The 21,581-nt window shown below is 39.2% G+C and carries 19 protein-coding genes; 11 read left to right on the top strand and 8 right to left on the bottom strand.

All coding sequences use genetic code 11. The features are described 5' to 3' along the window. Nucleotides 1-15 precede the first annotated feature (15 nt). Complete coding sequence (gene ribF / locus AB8618_RS04320) at nucleotides 16-942, bottom strand: bifunctional riboflavin kinase/FAD synthetase (RefSeq protein WP_075170608.1); 927 nt, start codon at nucleotides 940-942, stop codon at nucleotides 16-18. 73 nt (nucleotides 943-1,015) lie between these two features. Continuing rightward, nucleotides 1,016-2,554: a murein biosynthesis integral membrane protein MurJ gene (gene murJ / locus AB8618_RS04315; protein ID WP_413402823.1), complete on the bottom strand. Its 1,539-nt coding sequence runs from the start codon at nucleotides 2,552-2,554 to the stop codon at nucleotides 1,016-1,018. A gap of 295 nt (nucleotides 2,555-2,849) precedes the next feature. Here murJ and rpsT point away from each other — a divergent pair, with 295 nt between their 5' ends. Then, nucleotides 2,850-3,110 (top strand): 30S ribosomal protein S20, encoded by a 261-nt coding sequence (gene rpsT, locus AB8618_RS04310; RefSeq protein ID WP_008114420.1) that lies wholly within the window; start codon nucleotides 2,850-2,852, stop codon nucleotides 3,108-3,110. A gap of 66 nt (nucleotides 3,111-3,176) precedes the next feature. Here rpsT and AB8618_RS04305 read toward each other — a convergent pair whose 3' ends face one another. Continuing rightward, nucleotides 3,177-3,560: a response regulator gene (locus AB8618_RS04305; protein ID WP_008114419.1), complete on the bottom strand. Its 384-nt coding sequence runs from the start codon at nucleotides 3,558-3,560 to the stop codon at nucleotides 3,177-3,179. A 108-nt stretch (nucleotides 3,561-3,668) separates the two neighbouring features. Between AB8618_RS04305 and AB8618_RS04300 the strand changes: the two genes are divergently transcribed. The 3 genes from AB8618_RS04300 to smrA all read left to right on the top strand — a co-directional run bounded on the left by AB8618_RS04300 (nucleotide 3,669) and on the right by smrA (nucleotide 5,418). Beyond that, nucleotides 3,669-4,088, top strand: a complete 420-nt coding sequence (locus AB8618_RS04300) for a hypothetical protein (protein ID WP_409424964.1) — start codon at nucleotides 3,669-3,671, stop codon at nucleotides 4,086-4,088. Between the two features lie 106 nt (nucleotides 4,089-4,194). Further along, a complete protein-coding gene (locus AB8618_RS04295; RefSeq protein WP_008114416.1) occupies nucleotides 4,195-4,440 on the top strand; it encodes a hypothetical protein in 246 nt (81 codons plus the stop codon). 396 nt (nucleotides 4,441-4,836) lie between these two features. Further along, nucleotides 4,837-5,418 (top strand): DNA endonuclease SmrA, encoded by a 582-nt coding sequence (smrA, locus tag AB8618_RS04290; RefSeq protein ID WP_413401448.1) that lies wholly within the window; start codon nucleotides 4,837-4,839, stop codon nucleotides 5,416-5,418. Between the two features lie 259 nt (nucleotides 5,419-5,677). On the opposite strand, the gene AB8618_RS04285 is transcribed toward smrA, so the two are convergent. Further along, on the bottom strand, nucleotides 5,678-6,598 hold the full coding sequence (locus AB8618_RS04285; RefSeq protein ID WP_409424961.1) for a 2-hydroxyacid dehydrogenase: 921 nt from the start codon (nucleotides 6,596-6,598) through the stop codon (nucleotides 5,678-5,680). Between the two features lie 161 nt (nucleotides 6,599-6,759). Here AB8618_RS04285 and AB8618_RS04280 point away from each other — a divergent pair, with 161 nt between their 5' ends. Then, complete coding sequence (locus AB8618_RS04280) at nucleotides 6,760-8,484, top strand: GNAT family N-acyltransferase (RefSeq protein ID WP_413401447.1); 1,725 nt, start codon at nucleotides 6,760-6,762, stop codon at nucleotides 8,482-8,484. Nucleotides 8,485-8,551: 67 nt separating this feature from the next. Here AB8618_RS04280 and dapE read toward each other — a convergent pair whose 3' ends face one another. Together dapE and AB8618_RS04270 are read right to left on the bottom strand one after the other, a co-directional pair. Further along, nucleotides 8,552-9,742: a succinyl-diaminopimelate desuccinylase gene (gene dapE, locus AB8618_RS04275; protein ID WP_409424959.1), complete on the bottom strand. Its 1,191-nt coding sequence runs from the start codon at nucleotides 9,740-9,742 to the stop codon at nucleotides 8,552-8,554. A gap of 71 nt (nucleotides 9,743-9,813) precedes the next feature. Then, the gene (locus tag AB8618_RS04270) at nucleotides 9,814-11,232 is read right to left on the bottom strand and encodes an MATE family efflux transporter (protein ID WP_409424958.1); all 1,419 of its coding nucleotides are present in this window, start codon (nucleotides 11,230-11,232) and stop codon (nucleotides 9,814-9,816) included. Nucleotides 11,233-11,505: 273 nt separating this feature from the next. Here AB8618_RS04270 and AB8618_RS04265 point away from each other — a divergent pair, with 273 nt between their 5' ends. Next, a complete protein-coding gene (locus AB8618_RS04265; protein ID WP_010391257.1) occupies nucleotides 11,506-12,159 on the top strand; it encodes an OmpW/AlkL family protein in 654 nt (217 codons plus the stop codon). Between the two features lie 68 nt (nucleotides 12,160-12,227). On the opposite strand, the gene AB8618_RS04260 is transcribed toward AB8618_RS04265, so the two are convergent. Then, on the bottom strand, nucleotides 12,228-12,746 hold the full coding sequence (locus tag AB8618_RS04260) for a thioesterase family protein (protein ID WP_409424956.1): 519 nt from the start codon (nucleotides 12,744-12,746) through the stop codon (nucleotides 12,228-12,230). 112 nt (nucleotides 12,747-12,858) lie between these two features. Then, complete coding sequence (gene tyrR / locus AB8618_RS04255; protein ID WP_008109548.1) at nucleotides 12,859-14,415, bottom strand: transcriptional regulator TyrR; 1,557 nt, start codon at nucleotides 14,413-14,415, stop codon at nucleotides 12,859-12,861. Nucleotides 14,416-15,158: 743 nt separating this feature from the next. On the opposite strand from tyrR, the gene AB8618_RS04250 reads away from it, so the two are divergent. From AB8618_RS04250 to AB8618_RS04230, 5 genes are all read left to right on the top strand, one after another. Beyond that, complete coding sequence (locus tag AB8618_RS04250) at nucleotides 15,159-16,658, top strand: peptide MFS transporter (RefSeq protein WP_413401445.1); 1,500 nt, start codon at nucleotides 15,159-15,161, stop codon at nucleotides 16,656-16,658. A gap of 512 nt (nucleotides 16,659-17,170) precedes the next feature. Then, a complete protein-coding gene (gene hppD, locus AB8618_RS04245) occupies nucleotides 17,171-18,217 on the top strand; it encodes a 4-hydroxyphenylpyruvate dioxygenase (RefSeq protein WP_076918939.1) in 1,047 nt (348 codons plus the stop codon). A 211-nt stretch (nucleotides 18,218-18,428) separates the two neighbouring features. After that, nucleotides 18,429-19,742, top strand: coding sequence for a fumarylacetoacetase (gene fahA / locus AB8618_RS04240; RefSeq protein ID WP_413401444.1), 1,314 nt, complete (start codon nucleotides 18,429-18,431; stop codon nucleotides 19,740-19,742). A 143-nt stretch (nucleotides 19,743-19,885) separates the two neighbouring features. Further along, on the top strand, nucleotides 19,886-21,049 hold the full coding sequence (locus AB8618_RS04235; protein ID WP_413401443.1) for a M23 family metallopeptidase: 1,164 nt from the start codon (nucleotides 19,886-19,888) through the stop codon (nucleotides 21,047-21,049). Then, nucleotides 21,039-21,521: a bactofilin family protein gene (locus AB8618_RS04230; RefSeq protein ID WP_178955509.1), complete on the top strand. Its 483-nt coding sequence runs from the start codon at nucleotides 21,039-21,041 to the stop codon at nucleotides 21,519-21,521. Before AB8618_RS04235 ends, AB8618_RS04230 begins: the two co-directional genes overlap by 11 nt. Nucleotides 21,522-21,581: the final 60 nt, after the last annotated feature.

Below are 21,581 nucleotides of genomic sequence, written 5' to 3'. Positions count from 1 at the left end.
GTTTCTATCGGCTACCTAATTTAAACCAAAACACTGCTTAGCGGCGGCAACATCGGTTGCTATTTGTGCCGTCAGTTGTGTTAATGTCTCGAATTTTTTCTCATTGCGGAGTTTTTCAATTAACTCCACATGCATAAATTGTCCATAAATATCTTGTGCAAAATCAAAAAGGTGAACTTCTAATAAGGCACGAGTTCCATTAAACGTGGGTTTGTTTCCAATGTTAGCCACCCCAAAAACTTGTTTTCCTGCGATCATCACTTGAACCGCAAATACACCATTGACCGGACAAACTTGACGTTTTAGTGCAATATTTGCCGTTCTAAAACCCAGTTCGCGGCCTTTTTTCCAGCCATGAATAACACGTCCAGATATTGCATAATTATGCCCAAGCATAACTTTTGCACTAACTAAGTCACCTTCAGCAAGCGCTTCTCGTATCAAGGTACTACTTACTCTAGCATTTAATTGCCTAAAGCTGGCAGTGCTTTTAACACTCATTCCCACTTGGGTGCCCATAGTTGCCAATAGACTAAAGTTACCTTGGCGCTGTTTACCAAACCTAAAATCATCACCAACCGTTAATGCTTTAACGCCCAGCTTTTTAATTAAAATATCGCTAACAAACTGCTCAGCATGCATGTTTGCAAAAGCCTGATTAAAGCTAATACAAATAACGCGCTCAATTCCTAAGTTACTCAATAAACGAAGTTTATCACGCAGTCGAGTCAACCTAGCTGGAGCGTTATTTTTTGCAAAAAACTCCTGTGGCTGAGGCTCAAATAGCATTACGGTGCTGGGTAAATTATTTTCTTTTGCATCAGCTAAAAGCCCTTTTAATACGGCAGCATGACCCAAATGAACACCATCAAAATTACCAATGGTCAGCACACAACCAAAGTGTTGTGGGCGTATATTGTGTATACCTCTAATTAACTCCATGCCACCTAATGCCTTTTTCAGCGAGCGATAAAATGCGACCTCAGGCCGCAGAATGTCCGATTATAATCTTTTTTTAATTTGATTCAGTAATTGCTACACTTTTTATCGTATTTAGTCTAACACCCATCAAAAACAACATAAAAAAGTAACTAACAATCGCAATAATTAATAACACAACCAACAACATAACTTGTTCGCTAAAGTGCCAACTAACCCAGTCATATTGCATACTGGTAAACCAAACCAATGCGCCCATTATTATACTTGCCAACAAACACTTCAAAGTGAAGTAGCCACTCATACTGGAAAACTGATAAACATTCTCTTTTTTAAGCTGTCGATACAGTAAGTAAGCATTACAACTTGCCGACATTGAGGTTGCCAGTGCCAAACCTAAATAGCCAATAAATGGTGCCAGCATGATATTAAACACCATATTTAGTACCAAAGTAATAATACCAATGCGTACCGGTGTTTTAGTATCTTGGCGAGAATAAAACCCAGGCGCGAGAACTTTAATTAACATAAAACTGACTAATCCCACAGAGTAGGCAACCACCCCTAAGCTTACCGCCTTAACATGGTCAATACCCGCTTCTTTGAAAGCGCCATGATCAAACAGCACAGTAATAATAAGCGGGCTGATAATCATCAATCCTATCATTGCTGGAAGCCCTAAAAAAATCACAAACCTCACTCCCCAATCTAGGGTATGTTGAAAGTCGCTACTTTTTTTACTGCTGTGTAATTTTGATAGCGCAGGTAAAATAACCGTCGCAATACCGATGCCAAATAAACCAAGTGGGAATTCAATCAGTCTATCTGAGTAATACAGCCAAGCGATAGAGCCTGTCATCAATAACGAGGCTATTACTGTATCGAGTAGCAAATTAATTTGACTAATTGATACACCAAATAAGGCTGGAAGCATTAACTTGCGTACTTTTTTCACATTTTCATCTTGCCAACCCCAGCGCGGGCGCGCTAGCATTTTTGCTTTATACAAAAACGGCAGTTGAAATAATAGCTGTACCACGCCTCCTAAAAACACGCCAACGGCTAGTGCATAAGCGCCTACAGAAAATTGGTCGTGTAATAAAATGGCACAACTAATGATGGATACATTGAGTAACACCGGGGTAAAAGCCGCAACGGCAAAACGATTATAAACGTTCATCACAGCGCCACTGAGCGCCACAAGGCTTACAAAAAACAAATAAGGAAACGTAAGTTTTAATAGCGAACTGGCAAGCTCAAACTTTTCTGAATCAGGTCCCCCTTGCCACCAATCAATAAACCAACCAGTACCGAATAAAGCAGCAATAACAGGTGATGCTATTACACCAAAAAGCGTCACTATCAGTAAAATAGTGCCTAAGGTACCGGCGGCTTGGGCAACAAATACTCTGACCTTCTCATCGCCTTGCTGCTGTTTAATTTCACTTAATACCGGTACAAATGCTTGCGCAAAAGCTCCTTCGGCAAATAAACGGCGTAAAAAATTAGGAATACGGTTAGCAAATAAAAATACATCGGCCGCAGCGCCTGCGCCCAACAGATTAGCCACGACGGCATCTCGTACTAGCCCTAAAATACGCGAGATCATTGTCATTGCACTTACAATCATCCCAGAACGAAACAAACCTTTTGACACTATAAATCCATATTAAAAACCAGCAATTAAGTTAATTATGCCATAGTCTTTTTTATAAATCGCTTTAAAGCACTAGGCTGGAACCCCTTGCTTTGTTACAATAGCGCTATTAACTGCTAAAGCGGCAAATTGATGTTCGTTATAAGGAGCAGTTTTTCTTGAATTGTTAAAATTAAATTGACATTCATGATAAAAACAGGCATATTCCACGGCCTTTAATTTAAGCTTTATTTAAGATTGTTAGGAGCAAACCTTGGCTAACATCAAGTCTGCAAAAAAACGCGCTATCACAAGCGAAAAAAACCGTCAGCACAACGCAAGCCGTCGTTCAATGATGCGTACTTACTTCAAAAAAGTAATCGTAGCTATTGAAGCTGGCGATAAAGAAGCTGCACAGCAAGCTTTTTCTGTTGCTACACCTATCCTAGACCGTTACGCAACTAAGGGTCTAATCCACAAAAACAAAGCTGCTCGTCATAAGAGCCGTTTAGCTGCTAAAATTAAAGCGCTATAATTTGTTTTTGCAAGATTAAAAAAACCGGCTTTTGCCGGTTTTTTTTGCCCAAAATAAATACGCTTCTTAAACGTTATCAAGCTCTGGATAAAACTTTTTCAACATCGCCGCAATTTTCTTCGGTGAAAATGGTTTAACCACAAACCCTTTTGCCCCCCTATCTATCGCATCCTTCACATTTTCAACGCCTGAATGAGCCGACACCATCACCACGTTTGTCTCTGGTGATAACTCATTAATTTGCGCAATAAGTTCTTTACCATCGCCATCAGGTAGTTCTATGTCTAAAAATATAATATTAAAATTGGCTGCGCGACACTCGCTAATACACTGCGCGGCCGTTGACGCTTCTTTTACATTCTCTATCCCTAAATGCATTAATGTTTGACTTAGAAAGCTACGCACAGTGCTAACATCGTCAACTATTAAAATAGATAGCTGCGTATTCATATATAATCCTTATAGGCTAAAGCCATGTCTGCGAAGTTGGTGATTTGCTTAAAATACAAATATTTACTTTATTATAGAGGGCTAAGCTAAAAAGGCCAGATTTGCTTTATGTCGAAAACCACAAAAAAAAGTCGCCGCAAAAAAAATAAAGCCGCTACTGTTAAACAAAGATCCAGTAATAAGCTTGCAAACACTGGCTCACAATTAAAACCACACTCAAGTAGCGCAAAGTGTGGCATCAAGTTGACCATGCTTTTTATTTTCACGATATTATTACTTATACTTGTTTTAGTGCCAAAGCCAAGCTTACTTACTTATAAAAAATCGTCTATGGTTAGCCAAAGCGTGTATTGGCCAGGGTTGTTTTCAAGCGAACCAAAACTACAGGACTCCACCCTACACCCTCGGCTGGATAAGGAGCATAGAACACTTTACCTGTGTATTGATTTACAACAACCACAGAGCTGCCAAAAATACCGAATTATTGCTGAAGAGGGAATATTTTCAGTATTGCTCACTTACTTTTAACATTAAAAAAACTAATCTGAAAATTTAAAATTACTTGGTTGAAAGCTGTGCAAAAGATCAACATAATGGCGCTCCTTTTTTCAACAACTGAACTATTGAAACGACCATGCTAAACGAGCTAGATTGGCTTTTAAATACATTACTACTTGCACTAGGTTTAGGTGCATTCTTTATTAACCAACTGACACTGCTTCGCGTTGCAGCGATTAGTGCCTGTGGTTTGTTATTCCTATCATTTAGCTTAGATCTTATGTCGTCGAGTATTATTTCAAATATGAGTTTAGTTTTGATTAACACATTTTATTTGTTTAAAGTTTATACATTTGGACAATTTACTGTATCTCAGCACTAATTACTTCCCCTTAGAATATTTTATAGCCCAGTTTTTCTGGGCTTTTTTATTCCACAGCTTTAAAAATCTTGGGTCTTAGTTTGAACTAAGTTAAAATTTATCTCGTATTAGGGTCTGTTGACCTTTCAAGGTTAAATTTGCAGCAGTCTGTTTGGTATTTAGGCAAGGCAGAGCCTATGTGGTGTGGTTATTCCCCATAAATAGGTGATAACGCAGCATCAATGCCAAACAGGCGCTGCCCTTTGGGTTCTACCTAGGGGCGATTTACTCTTTGTTGCTCGGTTTTTACTTAGCCCACTAGGTTACAAACCTCGCGCCGCGATTAAACCGCCCCTAGTTTGAACAAATTTTAATCCGCAAAGGTCAACAGACCCTTGCCTATTTTGAGATAAGCCCATGACGTTGTCAGATTTCGATTTATTCTTATCCTCTATGGAAGATGTTAAACCTATCAGTCACGATACAGTGACATTGCCACCTAAAAGCCATAAAACAGTTATCGCTCAGCAAGAAAAAAACAAAGCGGCACAATTAAATTTAAGCAGTGAACAATTTAATCCGTTAGATGAACCACTTGAATTGCTCGACCCACTCGCCATATTAAGCTTTAAACGAGATGGCGTGCAAAGTCCGGTTTTTAAAAACGTAAGATTAGCTAAATATCAGCTCGATGCGACATTAGATTTACACGGGCAACTTTTAAAAAATGCCCATGCTTCGTTGCTTGCCTTTATTAAAGATTGCCACCAGCGCAATATAAGGATGGTTCTTGTTCGTCATGGAATAGGTATTAAAAATAAAGCCAAACCGGGTATTTTAAAAAGTTACGTAAATCAGTGGCTGCAAACAATTCCTTGTGTTTTAGCATTTCACACTGCACTCAGGCAGCATGGAGGAAGTGGGGCAACATATGTCTTACTAAAGAAGAGTGATGATAAAAAGCATCAAAACAGAGAAATTCACAGCAAGCGCAGTTAAATCTTGCTGTGCTAATAAGGGTTAGTTAAGCATCAACGCTGCCGCATTAGCTTGATTAAACCACGCAGATATTCCTAAAATAATGATAGATACAACCACAATGCTAATTTTTGCGCCCCCTTGATTGGGTTTCATAATTCATCCTATTTATTATTTTTGTTAGAACAGCTTTTAACAATAGTAAAAATTACAAATGTTAACAAGCTGTTTGTGTTAAATATTAAACAAATTTTAATCCTTAAAAGCCAAAAACGCTAAATTAATAACCTTGCTGCTTATTAATACAATTTATTAATGGTTGTCTCGCTTTCAAACGCAAAATATTTTCTGCTATTTGCTCAATAACACTATCTAGATCTGACAACGCAGCACAGTGCGGCGTTAAAGTAATATTTGGGTGCTGCCAATAAGGGTGTTCGCTTGATAGTGGTTCACAGGCAAATACATCAAGCGTTGCTGCGCGTAAATGCGCATTATTCAGCGCATCGAGTAAATCGGCTTCAACAACATGCTCACCTCGGGCCACATTAATAACCACGGCATGCCCAGGAAGCTGCTTAAGTAATTGTTGATTAATGATACCTTTGGTATTGCTAGTAAGAGGCAATAGGCAGATTAAATAATCTGTGTGCGCTAACATCTCGGTTAAGCCCTCATCCCCATGATAAAGTGTTGCTAATATTGATGTTTTAGGGCTTCTGTTCCAAGCATTGACTTTAAAACCATTGTTAACCAATCTTTGGGCGCATGCTTGGCCTAATTCGCCAAACCCTAAAATACTCACTTGATTGTGCTTATACGCTCTTTTGGGTTTCCATTCACTTTGCTGTTGTTTTAAAAAATATTCTTTTAATCGCAATTTTTGCGCTAATACATGGGTAAGAACATATTCAGCCATGTCGTTAGCTAACTGTTTATCGACAATCCGCACCACTTCAACATGTGCAGGTAGTAAACTTAAATCGATACTATCAACCCCAGCACCAAACGATGACACCGCTTTCAAATTTAATAACTTTGGCCATAAAGACGCGGGCGCATTCCAAGCCAGTACAAATTCTACACTTGCAAAATCTTGGCAATCATCAAGCTGCTCAATGTGAATATTGGGTAATTGTGATTGCATTTTTGCAATTAATTTTGTGTTATCTCGACCGGTAATCGCGACTAAAACTGACATGATGATTCCTTAAAAAGTAACCCTAAATAGTAGTACTGGTATGGTTCAATTCAATAGTAAGTAAACGGTTTTAAAAAGTCACACAACTGACCGCGTATTGTCATATCCGCACTTTAAGCTAAACATATTGGCCTTAGCCTAGTATAAAAAAAGAGGTGCGTATGATCAGTGTAGATAAAGTAATAGCAACCAATTTACCACAGTTAACTAACTCATTTAAAATAAAAAAAATGGTAAAGAAAAGTCTTAGCTACTTATTACATGAACAAGAATTTACAAACTTTGCAACTGCCTATCCTCACCTTCAAGGAATAGAATTTGTAGAGCAAGTGCTTGATGAGCTTGACTTTGAAACTCGCTACAAAGCGAAGCAAATAGAAAATATTCCCAGTGAAGGGAAAATTGTCATTATTGCAAACCACCCTATCGGATCCTTAGATGCGCTTGCATTAATTAATGTGTTATCAACAGTGCGTGCCGATTTAAAAGTAGTGGCTAACCGTATGTTAATGACCGTTGAGGCCATGCATTCATTATTGCTGCCCGTTGATAACCTATCAGGGCAAAGTAAAAAACAAGAGTTGAGTAATATCCACCAGCACTTAAAAAATGAAGGAGCGTTACTTATTTTCCCTGCAGGTGAAGTTTCTCGACTTCGTCCTACGGGTATAAAAGACTGCAAATGGAACAGCGGCTTTTTACGCATTGCTAAAAAGGCTAACAGTCCTATTTTGCCTATCTATATTAAAGCCAGAAATAGCCCGCTGTTTTACGGTGCATCTATGCTTTATAAACCACTGGCTAGCTTATTACTGGTAAAAGAAATGTTTAAGCAGCGTCAAAAATCTCTCGAGTTTGAAATTGGCGCTTCCATTGCCCCTGAGTCTTATTTAATCCCAGACTTAAAAGACAAAGAAGTGGTTGAGCTAATCCGTAAGCAACTATACCGTTTAACCACAAAAAAAACGCTACCATTAAAAACTTATGCTCCAATAGCTTCACCTGAATGTAAAAAAGAATTAAAAAAAGCCATAGAATGCTGCGAACATTTAGGTAAAACCAGTGATGGCATGGTGATTTATTTGTACCAATACCAAGGAAGCTCTCCCCTATTTCGTGAACTGGGCCGCTTACGAGAAATCGCTTTTCGTGCTGTAGGTGAAGGCAGTGGCAACCGCCGAGACATAGATAAATACGATATGCACTATCAGCACTTAGTATTGTGGGATGAACACGCACTAGAGCTAGTGGGTGCTTACCGATTAGCCTGTGCACAGGATGTAATTGAACAACACTCCCAAAGTGGGCTTTATACCGATAGCTTATTTAATTATACCCAAGATATGAGCCCTTACTTTAAACAAGGCATAGAGCTAGGCCGAAGCTTTGTACAACCTAAGTATTGGGGCAGAAAAAGTCTCGATTACTTATGGTATGGCATTGGCGCTTTTATAAATCGCTACCCTCAATACCGTTACTTATTTGGTGCGGTGAGTGTATCAAACGCGCTGCCTGAGCAGGCAAAGTCTTTATTAGTGCATTATTATCAGCACTATTATGGCTGTGAAAAATCACTCGCAACGCCTAACAATGCTTTTCGTCACACGCCTGATCAACAAACTCAGTGCACTAACTTGTTCATGGGTAACAATATAAAAGAAGATTTTGTAGAGCTTAAACACATACTCGCTAATATGGGCACGCATGTACCCACACTATTTAAACAATATACCGAGCTATGCGAACCAAATGGCGTTAAATTTTTAAGCTTTAGTATTGATCCACAATTCAATAATTGTATTGATGGCCTAGTATTGGTTGACCTTGAAAAAGTAAAACCAAGCAAAGCAAAACGCTACTTGGGCACTGATAAATCAGCAAGTTAAAGCATTACCCCTTAATAAAATAACTATTAAAGCGACATTTAGCGGCGTTTTAATAGTTATTAATACTTTAAGGCTGAGTAAAAATACCATCGAGTAATTGCGTATAAATTTTTTCTATTTCTAACAAGTCGCAAATTGGTACATGCTCATTAACCTGATGAATGCTATGGTTTCGTACCCCACACTCTATGACTTGTGTTTTTTGCTGTGCAAAAAATCGTCCGTCCGACGTCCCACCACTGGTGCTTAATAAAGGGTAATTCCCCGTCACTTTAAAAATTGCCTGCTCTAACTGAGCGAGTAAGCAACTCTCAATATTATGGCTTGTATAATAAGGTTCACATGGACGCTCCCACTGTATAACCAAGTGATCGCTGAGATCCTTCAGTGCAGCAAACACACGTTGCTTAACATGTTTACTTTTATACCCATGGCTATAGCGAATATTAAAAGTAATATCACACTGAGCTGGTACGAGGTTATCTAATACATTATCAATATTAATACCGGTGACTTGCAGCGTTGTTTTTGAACTCAGTTCATCTAAAGGCCAGTCTATTTGTGTGAGCCTGTTAACCACTTCAGCACTGATGTGCGCAGCATTAATGGTATTCTCAGGATAAGCTACATGCCCAGCCTTTCCTTGAATAGTTAATCGCGCAGATAAGGCTCCACGTCGACCATTTTTTATAGTGTCACCTACCTGCAGGTGGCTGGTTGGCTCACCAACAATACAGCCATCGAGCACAACGCCTTGTTGTGCTAATCGCTTGGCAATCAACACAGAGCCATGCTCCGCTTCACCTTCTTCATCTGAAGTGATCAGCCAATATAATGTTCCCTGCTTTTGCTGCGCGCTGTTTATTAACGTCTGCGTTGCACTAAGCATCGCGGCAATGCCTCCTTTCATATCGGCGGCACCACGTCCATAAATCGCATCGTTAATTATGTGTCCACCAAACGGATCGGCTAACCAGCCATCTTGCGCTGCGGGTACCACATCAATATGCCCAGAAAATGCCACCACGGGGCCAGCCCCAAAGGTTATTTTTGCAATTAAGTTTGTCACATTATTAGAACTAAATTGCTCTGTACTAAAGCCTAACTCAGTAAGGTGGTTCGCAAGCCACTCAATACCACCAGCTGGATTAGGAGTAATCGATTTAAATCGGATCAGAGTTTGTAAGTGACTCACTGTTTTTAACTGTGCAATAGTTAAGTACGGCGCTTGTGCTTTTGTATTGATAGCTTTTGTCATAATAAACACACCTCGTTTTAGCAGTGTATTTATTACAACGACTTTTTATGACCGCATTATGAATTTACTAGCTAACGTGCGCCCTCTTCTATTAATGTTTCTCGTGTAACCTGCACCATGTGCTTATCTTCTTTAGTTAACTTGGTTTTTTTCCAAGAGCCACGCATAAACCATGCAAATGCTATCAATGCGATGGTTATGTTAGTAATTGCAAAAGAATACCAAATGCCTTCATCGCCAAGCTCAGTATGATTTGAAAGAATATAAGCGGCAGGGAACTGCACTACACATTGTGATAATAACGCGATAACCATTGCGTTGAGCATATTACCAGAGGCACGAAAAGCAGCAACAATACAAAGCTGCCCCCCTATTCCACCCCAACTCAAGCACATTACTTGAATAAACTGCGCGCCTTTAGTAATAACGTTATTATCGTCAGGAATAAAAAATGCAACTAATGAATCTGCATATAAATATGCAATGGCGCCAACACATGAGAGCCCTAACAACCCCCACACACTAGCAAGTTTAGTGATCTGCTCAGCCCGCTTGATATTACCAGCCCCCATATTTTGCCCAACTAAGGTTGATACCGCCATTGATAAGCCCATAGTGGGGATCATTACCATTTGCAAAATATTAGAGCCAACACCATAAGCAGCAATTGTCGTTGTACCAAAGCTGGCAACTAAAAATGACATGATGATCAAACCAAATGCGCGTGTCGATAATTCAATAGAGCCAGGCGCTCCCAAGAAAAAAGCGCGCTTAATATAGTGCCAGTCGGGGTAAAAGCTTTTTAGTTGTAATTGAATACCATGGCGACCACGTAAAAATATAATAATGCCCGCAAGCGCTGCCAAACTTTGTGTAACCAGAGTAGCCAGCGCAGCGCCCATAACACCAAGCCCCTCAAAACGGCCATAACCAAATATAAATAACGGATCGAGTATAAAATTAAGTACTACGGTTGTGCTGACTATAATTAACGGCACCTTAGTTTGCCCAATACCCCGCATCAGCGATTGAAACATGGCATAAATAAATACAAAAATAACGCTAATAAAAGATACATGCATAAACTTAAGCGCATCACTATATACGGCTGCTTCAACCCCCAATAGGATTAAAAAATAAGGTGATAATGCATAACCTAATAACCCAAGTAATAATGCAACTAATGTCACCATTAACACCGTTTGCGCTGCAACATGGTTGACCTTATCTTGTTGGCCTGCCCCCATGTATTGGGCCGATAAAATCGCCCCAGCCATAGCAAACCCTGAACCTATCGCAATAACCAAAAATGTGACGGGCATACTAATCGATACAGCAGCCACTTGCGCAGCCCCTAATCGGCCAACCCAAAAAGCATCTGTAAGCTGATAAGCAGACTGCAAAATATTAATAAGGATAATAGGAATGCCTAATTTTAATAGTGCTTTGGCAATAGAGCCTTGAAGAAATAGTTGACCAGAGGGAGTCATGAGGCCGCTTACTTTTATTAAACCGTGAACATAGCCTTAGTTTAACAAACCTAGCTGGTTATATTCTGAATACTTCGTTTGCGGTCGGTATTTAAATGATCAGTCAATAATTTTTAAGCACGAACTGACTAAAAGTTTAATCTAAATCAATAAATAGAAGCTCTTTGCTCATCTGCTTTTGAAACTTTGATCTAGAACAGGTTTTTATTTTTAACCTCGAGCAATAATAGCCTCAATCAACAAATAGTCACACAGTAGTTCACGGAGAACAACATGAAAACTAAACTAAGCATTGCAATACTTACTTCTTTACTAGCTCTTTCTCCTGCAGCACACGCTAACTTTAGCGTTAATGTTGGCGCAATTAATGTTAACCCTGATAACGATGGCTCAAAGATTAACGAAGCACCTACTCTTGGTTTAAAAGGTGATTCAAATACTCAGTTAGGTATTACTGTAGATTACGCATTTAACGACCAATGGGTGTTAGAGCTTATTGCAGCAACGCCGTTTTCTCATGATGTAGAAGGTACAGGCGGTTTAGCTGGTAATAAAATTGCCGACATTAAACATTTACCACCATCATTGGTTGCACAATACCACTTTTTAGATAGCAGCTACGCACTTCGTCCATTTGTTGGTGTAGGTATTAACTATACGACGTTCTTTGACGAGCAGCCTTCTGCAGCACTTAAAGCAACTTTAAATACTGACGACGTGGAAGTAAAACTAGATGATTCATTTGGTTTTGTTGCACAAGTAGGTGCTAACTACAAGATTGATGAGAAATGGGGCCTACACGCTATGGTATCTATCATGGATATCGATACCGATGCGACTGTATACGCTAATGGCGCAAAAGCATTAACTTCAACCGTGTCACTTGACCCTGTTGTAGCTATGTTTGGTCTTAAATACTCGTTCTAATAACGATTATGTGTGTGTTAAAAAGGCCGTAAGGCCTTTTTTTGTATGTAATTAACGAGGTAAGTTATTTACTTTTTTTGCTCAAGCATTTCTTTCCAATGAATTATTTCTGCCGGTAAAATAGGTGCTACGCCTTCAAAACCAGCAACTTCCAGCATATGCTCAACGCTTACCACCCCTTTTTTACTTTTAAATACGCCACGTACATAGGCAATTGCATGTAAGCCACGCTCTGAATGAAATTTTTGTTCAATATAAAAGTATTTATGATCCCAGCCGACTAAACGGGTGCTAATGGTAAAGTGCTGCATTGGCTTAATATCACGGATATAAGTAATGGCGGTTGCATTAACAATAGGAAACCAACGACGCTTCATTATTTGCTTTAGTAAGCCAACTCGCTCAGTCATCCATGTGCGCGATAAGTCCATCATTGCTAAATAGCGTGAATTAGTTAAGTGTAAATTAATATCACAGTCACTTGGCAGTGCTTTGTAGTCTATATCAACCGTGTCTAACAATGATTGATAATCACGATTACGTTTAATTTTGAAAAATAGTAGCAGCAGTCTAAAATATAAGTTCACAGTAGAGGTCTTACCAGTTTGTTTTTTGTGAGTGTATCATAGCAATTGATCCCCTAGGGTATTTTTGCACCAAGGGGTCAATCACTAAAAAAGGTTGTTTTAATATCTATCTTTAAACTTTAACCGTTTTACGGTTAATACCGTAATCACGTAGTTTATTAGCTACTGCTGTATGGCTAAGTCCTAAGCGTTTAGCTAACTGACGTGAACTTGGATAAGCTGGATAAAGTTTACGCAATAAAGTAGCTTCAAAACGCTTAACCGCTTGATCTAGCGAGCCCTCAAAATCAGACTCTAAATAGCCTAAATCATGGGTAAACGTGGGTAACTGTAAATGTTCAACGCGCAGTTCACTGTCTTCCAACAAGGATACCGCACGGTAAATCGCATTTTCTAATTGGCGTACATTACCTGGCCATGGGTAATCTTGTAAAAATGTTAAACACTCTTCAGATAACTCAGGCACAGTATGGCCATTTTGCTGCGCATACTTTTGAATAAAATGCTCAGCAAGTGGGCCAACATCGGCTTTACGATCTCTCAGTGGTGCAATTTCTAGCGTTAGTACATTAATGCGATAGTATAAGTCTTCTCTAAATACGCCCTCTTGTACCATTGCTGGTAAATCTTTTTGGGTAGCAGCAACGATGCGTACATTTACTTTAACTTCGTTTTCGTCGCCTACTTTTCTAAACGTACCGTCTTGTAAAAAGCGCAGTAATTTAGTTTGGAGTTGAGTCGACATTTCGCCCACTTCATCTAAAAATACCGTTCCACCATCCGCTTGTTCAAGTACACCGCGTTTAGGCGCTGCGTTTTCTTCATATCCGGCGTAACCAAAAAGCTCTGACTCGGCAACATCATCTGGTAACGAGGCACACGATAAAGCAATAAACGGTTTTACTGAGCGGTTAGATGCATAGTGACAAGCTCGCGCTAATAACTCTTTACCCGTACCCGTTTCACCCGTAATAAGAATGGGGGCTTCAAGTTGCGCCATTTTTCGCGCTTCGCGCACCACACGACGCATCGCCGTGCTAAAATTATGAATAGTCGCAAAGCTTTCTTGGCCATAGCGTCTAAATGCACTCACTTGTTGGCCTAGACGGCTTTGCGATTTTATATTAATTACCGCGCCCGCTAACACATCCCCCTCACTGCCTTGTGGTACAGCAATAGGTAAAATATCGGCAATAAAGTCTTCACCTGCCACTTCTACACGGGTAGTTTGCCCAAGCACTTCTTTGCCTTCTAACCAACGAGTAAAATTAAACCCTTTAAGTAAATTATTGATATTGGCGCCAATGACTTCTTTTTCTGTTAGCTGTAAGTCTTTACACGCCGCGTCGTTACACAGGCGTACCCAGCCTTTAGCATCAATAGATATAACACCATCAGGAAGTGCTCTTAATAAGGTGTTTAATTCATTGTGCTCACGTTCAGAAGGTAAAAACGCGGTGGTACGTACATCATGTACACCATCAATCAATCGAATTGAAGGCATAATCTTTTGAAATTGTTCAAATTCAATTTCAGGAAAGCTCACATACATACGACAATTAACTGAGTCGACTTCAATTCCTTTTAAGTCAACATTGTAGCTAACTAAAATATTAAGAATCTCTTGAGCAATACCAACTCGGTCTGCACAGTGAATATCTAAACGCATACACCCTCAGGAAAGGAAAAAACTAATTGGCGTGAATAATACGCTAACTATGATTATCAGCATAGTTTATTGTAAAGAAATTTGGACGAAAAATGTTTTTTACTACCTAAAGCGCTTTTTCAAAGCGCTTAAAATATTTATCTTAACTATTTACTAAAACTCGGGGTTATTACTTGTAAATATAGCTAATCTAACATTGTATAAATTATATTCTGCAATTGAGCTGATCATTGCTGTGTATACGCTAATATTTGCTCATGTTTAATCTAAATCATGATTATTAAAATAAAGTAGTAAAGGTTAACTATTGTTGAATAACTTGGTGCCTGTAACCCCTGGTAAATAAAGCGGTTTTATATGTTTTCAATAGAACTTAAAACCAATTAAAAGCTAGCTTAGCAAAGACAATATTACTTGTGTTGTTAAATATCTTTTTTGATAAGCTTAAGTGTTTATCGCAACAACTAGGGTTTTACCCCCTAGTATTTAACAATTACATAACGGATGTGTGATAGCTCGCTCAACGCTTCCCCTCGTACAAAGGTCTATGTATACTTAGGCGCAATTGTAACTAGGATAAGGGTGTGACTCTTACCTAAACGTATAGCTGCGTTTAGCAAACCATTACCTTAGCTGCATAAAAACACTGATGATCGAGCATTTATTATACTTTTAAAAAGTACCAATTTAGCTAAATAAAAAACCACAAGGTCATCAAAACAATAATGAATTAGGAAGTAAATATGAGTTCAAATTCTGACAGTGGCTGGTTTGGTCACCCTAAAGGACTTTCGACCCTATTTTTCACAGAAATGTGGGAGCGAATGAGTTATTACGGTATGCGAGCTATGCTCGTATTATTTATGACAGCAAGTTTACAACAAGAAGGCCTAGGATTTACCGTTGCTTCTGCTGCTGCAATTTATGGCTTATACACAGGTTCAGTGTACTTTTTAGGTTTACCTGGTGGCTGGTTAGCAGATAGATTATTTGGTGGTCAAAAAGCAGTATGGTACGGCGGTATCATCATCATGTGTGGCCACATTATTTTAGCCGTTCCACATGAATATTCTTTTTTCATTGGTTTAATCTTTGTCGCAACGGGTACTGGTTTACTTAAACCTAATATCAGTGCCATGGTTGGTCAGCTTTATACTGACGAAGATGAACGCCGTGACGGTGGTTACGCTATTTACTACATGGGTATTAACTTAGGTTCTTTAATTGGTTACTACGTTTGTGGTTACTTTATGGAAAACGTAGGTTGGCACTGGGCATTTGGTGCGGCTGCTGTAGGTATGGCTATTGGTTTAATACAATACAAACGTACACTTAATAACTTACCAGATCATAGCTCGTTACCTGCGAACCCATTAAGCCCTAAAGGAGCTTCACGTGCATGGGGCGGTATTGCTGCGTTTGTAATTGTTGTTGCCGGCGTGACTGCTGCAGCGATGACAGGCACTATAGTTATTAACCCGACTATTGTTGCAGGTTATACAGCAGTTGTATTTACTGTTATCTTTTTCATCTACTTTGGCCTTGTTTATTTTAAAGGCAAACTAACCGACGCTGAAAAGCAAAGAATGTGGGCGCTGTTTTTAGTTTGTGTTGCTTCTGCGTGTTTTTGGTCTGGCTTTGAACAAGCGGGCTCTTCATTAAACCTATTTGCTCGTGACTACACAGACCGTCTTATTGGCACATTTGAAATTCCAACGACTTGGTTCCAATCTCTAAATTCGTTATTCATTATTGCCCTATCACCATTTTTTGCCGCTCTTTGGATTAATTTATCTAAGAAAATGGTATCGCCCACTTATAGCGTAAAATGTGCATTGGGCCTCGTTATTATGGCTTCAGGCTTTTTAGTTATGTTCATGGCAGCGCATTACGCAGCTGAAGGCTTAAAAGTAGCTCCTTACTGGCTGGTTACTACGTACTTCTTACATACAGTGGGTGAGCTTTGTTTAAGCCCAGTTGCATTGAGTGCGGTAAGTAAATTATCTCCTCGTCGCTATACGGGTCAAATGATGGGTGTATTTGTACTTACCTACTCAATTGGTAACGTAATTTCAGGCTTACTTGCTGGTAACTTTGATCCTAACAATGTTGCAGAAATTCCTAACCTTTACTTACAAATTGCATTATTTAGTATCGGTGTAGGTATCATCTTAGTACTGATGAGCTTCAAAGCTAAGGTATGGGAAAAACAAGGTTTAGAGCAAACCTCACCAGCCCAATAATTTAAATTAATCACAACGCGTAATTATGCGCTTTGATTAATGATATTAAATACCCCCTGCAGCTAACTGCAGGGGGTATTTTTATGGCTAACCTATTTGTTACAGCGTAATACATACTACACAGTAAGTGGAGTTAGTGAATCAACCCCTCAGTATCTATTGTTTTGTTAATGTCGTAAGCAGCTACGCTCAGGTTGAGTGTAAACAATAAAATACAAAAACCGCTCTTTTTTTAGTGTATAAGAACTAAAAAAACAGATGGAAAAATAAATTTAAAACAAATAAAATCAATAGGTTACATTTAAAATTCATACATTATTCTAGCTAACTAATTTTTACTTACCTAGGCTCGTATGTAAATAAATGTCATGCTTTGCTAACCGTCCCGTAAAATTTACACACGCGCCATTTACTAAATCACAACACCCTCTTCCCCAAAGCAGTAATCTAGTTAATCATGCAGGCAATACGATAACTAATAATCGCAGTGCTTAATTGCGGGAGTAATTATAATGAGTGAAGTAAATAATCCTTTAGGTTTGGTTGGTATTGAGTTTACTGAATACGCAACGCCCGATGCCGATTACATGGACAAAGTGTTTACCGATTTTGGTTTTTCAAAATTAAAAAAATTCAAAGGTAAAGACATTGTTTATTACAATCAAAACGATATTCATTTTTTACTAAATAATGAACGCGACGGCTTTTCAGCTGAGTTTGCTAAAAACCACGGCCCAGCAATTTGTTCTATGGGCTGGCGTGTAGAGAACGCTCAAGCAGCATTTGAAGCAGCGGTTGAGCGTGGCGCTAAGCCTGCCACTGATGCAGCAAATAAAGACTTACCGTACCCTGCTATTTACGGCATTGGCGATAGCTTAATTTACTTTATTGAACAATTTGGTGATAAAGGCTCTATTTACGATAATGATTTCGAGGATCTGAGCGAGCCAAACAAAGTAGAAAGTAAAGGCTTCTTACGTATCGACCACCTAACCAACAACGTATATAAAGGTACTATGGAAACATGGGCTAACTTTTATAAAGATGTGTTTGGTTTTACCGAAGTGCGTTATTTTGATATTAAGGGCCAAAAAACAGCCCTGCTTTCATATGCATTAAAATCACCATGTGGCACCTTCTCTATTCCAATCAATGAAGGTAAAGGTAACGATAATAACCAAATTGATGAATACCTAGGTGAATACAATGGCCCAGGTGTGCAGCATTTGGCGTTCTTAACTGACGACTTAGTAAGCTCACTAGATAAGCTTGATAAATCGACTATCGCTACTTTAGATATTATTCCAGAGTACTACGATACTATTTTTGATCGTGTTCCATGGGTTAAAGAAGACAAAGAAAAAATCCGTGAACATCAAATCCTTGTTGATAGCCAAAGCGAAGATTGCTATTTACTGCAAATTTTCTCTAAAAACTTATTTGGTCCTATCTTCATTGAAATGATTCAACGAGTTGATGATGGCGGCTTTGGTGAAGGTAACTTCCAAGCGCTGTTTGAATCAATTGAACGAGATCAAGAACGCCGCGGCGTTTTATAAGCAAATAAAGTAACTTTAAAAAGCAGCGTATTTCGCTGCTTTTTGTCGTTTAATCGTAATTGAGAGGTAAAACTATCTCTCTGTGTGTTTAAATCGCGTTTTTCATCACCATATAGCTAGGTAAAATATGAAATTATCGGGTGCTATATTCTTATTTAATAAATTGATATTTATACTGATTAGCGCGACCAACTAAACCAAAGGAAATGTAATGAGTTTAATTAACGAAACCCATGATATAAATTTAACTAGCTGGGTAGCATCAGCAAATGATGCACAATGTGACTTCCCCATTCAAAACCTACCATTTGCAGAAGTACGTCGCAAAAACAGCAATGAAGCTTTTCGTGGTGCTGTTGCCATTGGCGACCAAGTTATAGATTTAGCAAAAGTAAATGAACTCGGTATTTTTTCAGGTAACGCCCAAACTGCCGTTACATCTGCAAGTAACCCGACTTTGAACGAATTTATGGGATTAGGTGAGCAATATTGGTCAGCGCTTCGTTTAGCACTGTCTAAAGCATTACGTGAAGGTTCTGCTCATCAAGAGCAACTAGCACAAGCGCTCATACCTCAAACCGAAATTGAATTTGCTCTACCGTGTCGCATTGGCGATTACACTGACTTTTACACATCGATTTATCATGCGACTGCCGTAGGAAGTTTATTCCGTCCTGATAACCCATTACTACCAAATTACAAATGGGTGCCGATTGGTTACCATGGTCGCTCATCGTCTATTGGGGTGTCTGGTCAGCAGTTTCATCGCCCTAAAGGACAAACTAAAGCGCCAGATGCAGAAGTTCCTTCATTTGGTCCATGTAAGCGCCTTGACTACGAGTTGGAACTAGGTATTTATCTAGGTAAAGGTAATGAGCTTGGCGATGCTATTGCAATTGAAAATGCTGAAAAGCATGTATTCGGCTTTTGTGTTTTCAACGATTGGTCAGCACGTGACTTACAAGCATGGGAATACCAACCGCTGGGTCCATTCTTAGCTAAAAACTTCGCATCAACCGTGTCTCCATGGATTGTAACTACCGAAGCACTTGCACCATACAGAACAAGTTGGACGCGTGATGAAAACGATCCGCAGCCACTAGAGTACTTAGAATCAACGGCTAACCGTGATCAAGGCGCATTTGATATTCAAATGGATGTTAAAATTCAAACGCAAAAAATGCGTGATGAAGGCTACAACCCAACTCAAGTGTCTAAGTCTAGCTTTAAACACTCATACTGGACTGTAGCGCAAATGGTAACTCACCATACCGTAAACGGTTGTAACTTTATGCCAGGCGATATGCTGGGCTCTGGCACGCAATCAGGACCTACTCACGAAGAAGCGGGTTCATTACTTGAGCTTTCTCGTGGTGGCAAAGAAAAAATAACTTTAAGCAATGGCGAACAGCGTAGCTTCTTGGAAGACGGCGACAACGTTATAATGCGTGGCTGGTGTGAAAAAGAAGGCTTTGCACGAATTGGCTTTGGCTCTGTGGAGAGCACCATACTACCAGCAAAATAATACATAAAATCAATAAACTAATAAAAAAGGGTTGCTGAATAAGCCGCCCTTTTTTATTAATTAAGCCGAAGTTACAATTTTTTTCTGGCTTTTTTAGTTCAAATTGCTATCTTAAATCCGTTAATAGCCAGTGTATATGTGACATGCCTGTATTTATAAAATCTTTCTTTCATAAGCATTTTCCAGCTCGTCAGCTGCTTATTCGCCAAAATGGTGAAGTAAAGCATGTTGTTTTGGCGCCTTGGTTACAGGTTTCTGTGCTTGCTATTATTTTCATTGCTATTGCATGGATCAGTATTTCGAGTATCCGTGTTTATATGCAAACACACCAAATTTCTCATATCGAGCAAACTCAGTTTGATAAGCAAGTACAATGGCAACAAAAAGTAAAGCAACAGCAACAACGCTACGCATTGCAACAAGAGCAGTTAGCTGAACTAGAACAAAAACAAGCTTTATTACAAGGTATGATTGAATCACTCCCAGCTTCTATAAGTAAAGATGCAATAAAATTAGAGGCTGAGCTTGAATCTTCTCCTATCAATGAGAACGAAAGCGAATTTCATGAGCCGCTCGAAGAAGATAAAACACAAAATAAACACGCACAAAACAGTGTAACTAGCTTTGAGCAGCGCTACATCATATTAAATCAGCAATACGATACTAATTTCACGTTACTAGCCGCACAAATTAATCAACGGCACGATGCGATTATAGAAATACTTCAAGGCACGGTTCTTGAGAGTGCACTGGCGCAACATCTAACATTAAGCACACAAACAACGGCGCAAGGTGGCCCGCTAGATATACTCGATGAAAGTAAAATACCACGTACTTTTCTTGCCATTGCCGATAAGTTATTGCTGTTAAACCAGCTTGAGAGTTTTTTAATGGCGTTGCCAAATACTTTGCCTTTGCCTGCTGCTAAGTATTACATTTCTAGTAATTTTGGGCTTAGAAAAGACCCAATGAATAAAAGGCGCGCTTTTCATAAAGGTATCGACTTAGCTGGGTGGCATAAAACAGAAATTTTTGCCCCTGCCGATGGCATTGTTCTTCGTGCAGGCCGTAATGGCGGGTATGGTAACTTTATAGAGTTAGAGCATAAAAACGGTGTTGTAACGCGCTTTGGTCACTTAAACAAAATTAATGTTAAAAAAGGTCAAGCTATCACAAAGCACGATGTCATTGGCTTAATGGGCAGTACCGGAAGAAGTACAAGTACTCATTTACACTATGAAGTATTAATAGACGACAAGCATGTCAATCCACTAAAAATAACAAAGGCGCTTTCTCGTGTTTGGTAAAAATAAACAAGTAAAAACAGACTCATCCATTAAGCGAGTGAGTCACACTCCCTCAATCATTTCTAACGATGTGCGTATAACGGGCTCTTTAGTAAGCCAAGGCGAAGTACAACTCGATGGACGTATCGACGGTGACATTAAAGCCGAACATTTAGTAATAGGCACCTCAGGTGTTGTTGAAGGCGTTGTTGAGGCAAGCAGTGTTGTTGTTAAAGGTAAAATTATAGGCTCTTTAAATGCAAGTGAAGTGAAGATTGAAAATAATGCCCATGTACTTGGCGATATTTTTCACGACACCCTAAGCATAGAGGCCGGTGCTATTATTGAAGGTAGTTTAAAGCAACGCTTTGAAAAAGAAGTCATAGAACATACTAAAGATAAGCCAAAACCGGTTCACGATGTAAAGGCCATTGTTGATAATGAAGACAGTGGGCTTTCGTTTGTAAATAAGCAGCCTGCTGCTAAAAGCTAACTGCATTAGTTTCAAATGGTTTAGCTCACCTATTCTGCTAAACCATTAGTTGCCTCTTTA

It is taken from the genome of Pseudoalteromonas sp. RW-H-Ap-1 (genome assembly GCF_048318575.1).
Taxonomy (GTDB): Bacteria; Pseudomonadota; Gammaproteobacteria; order Enterobacterales; family Alteromonadaceae; genus Pseudoalteromonas.
Note: the sequence above shows the minus strand (reverse complement) of the source record. Positions and strands in the feature narration are given on the sequence as shown.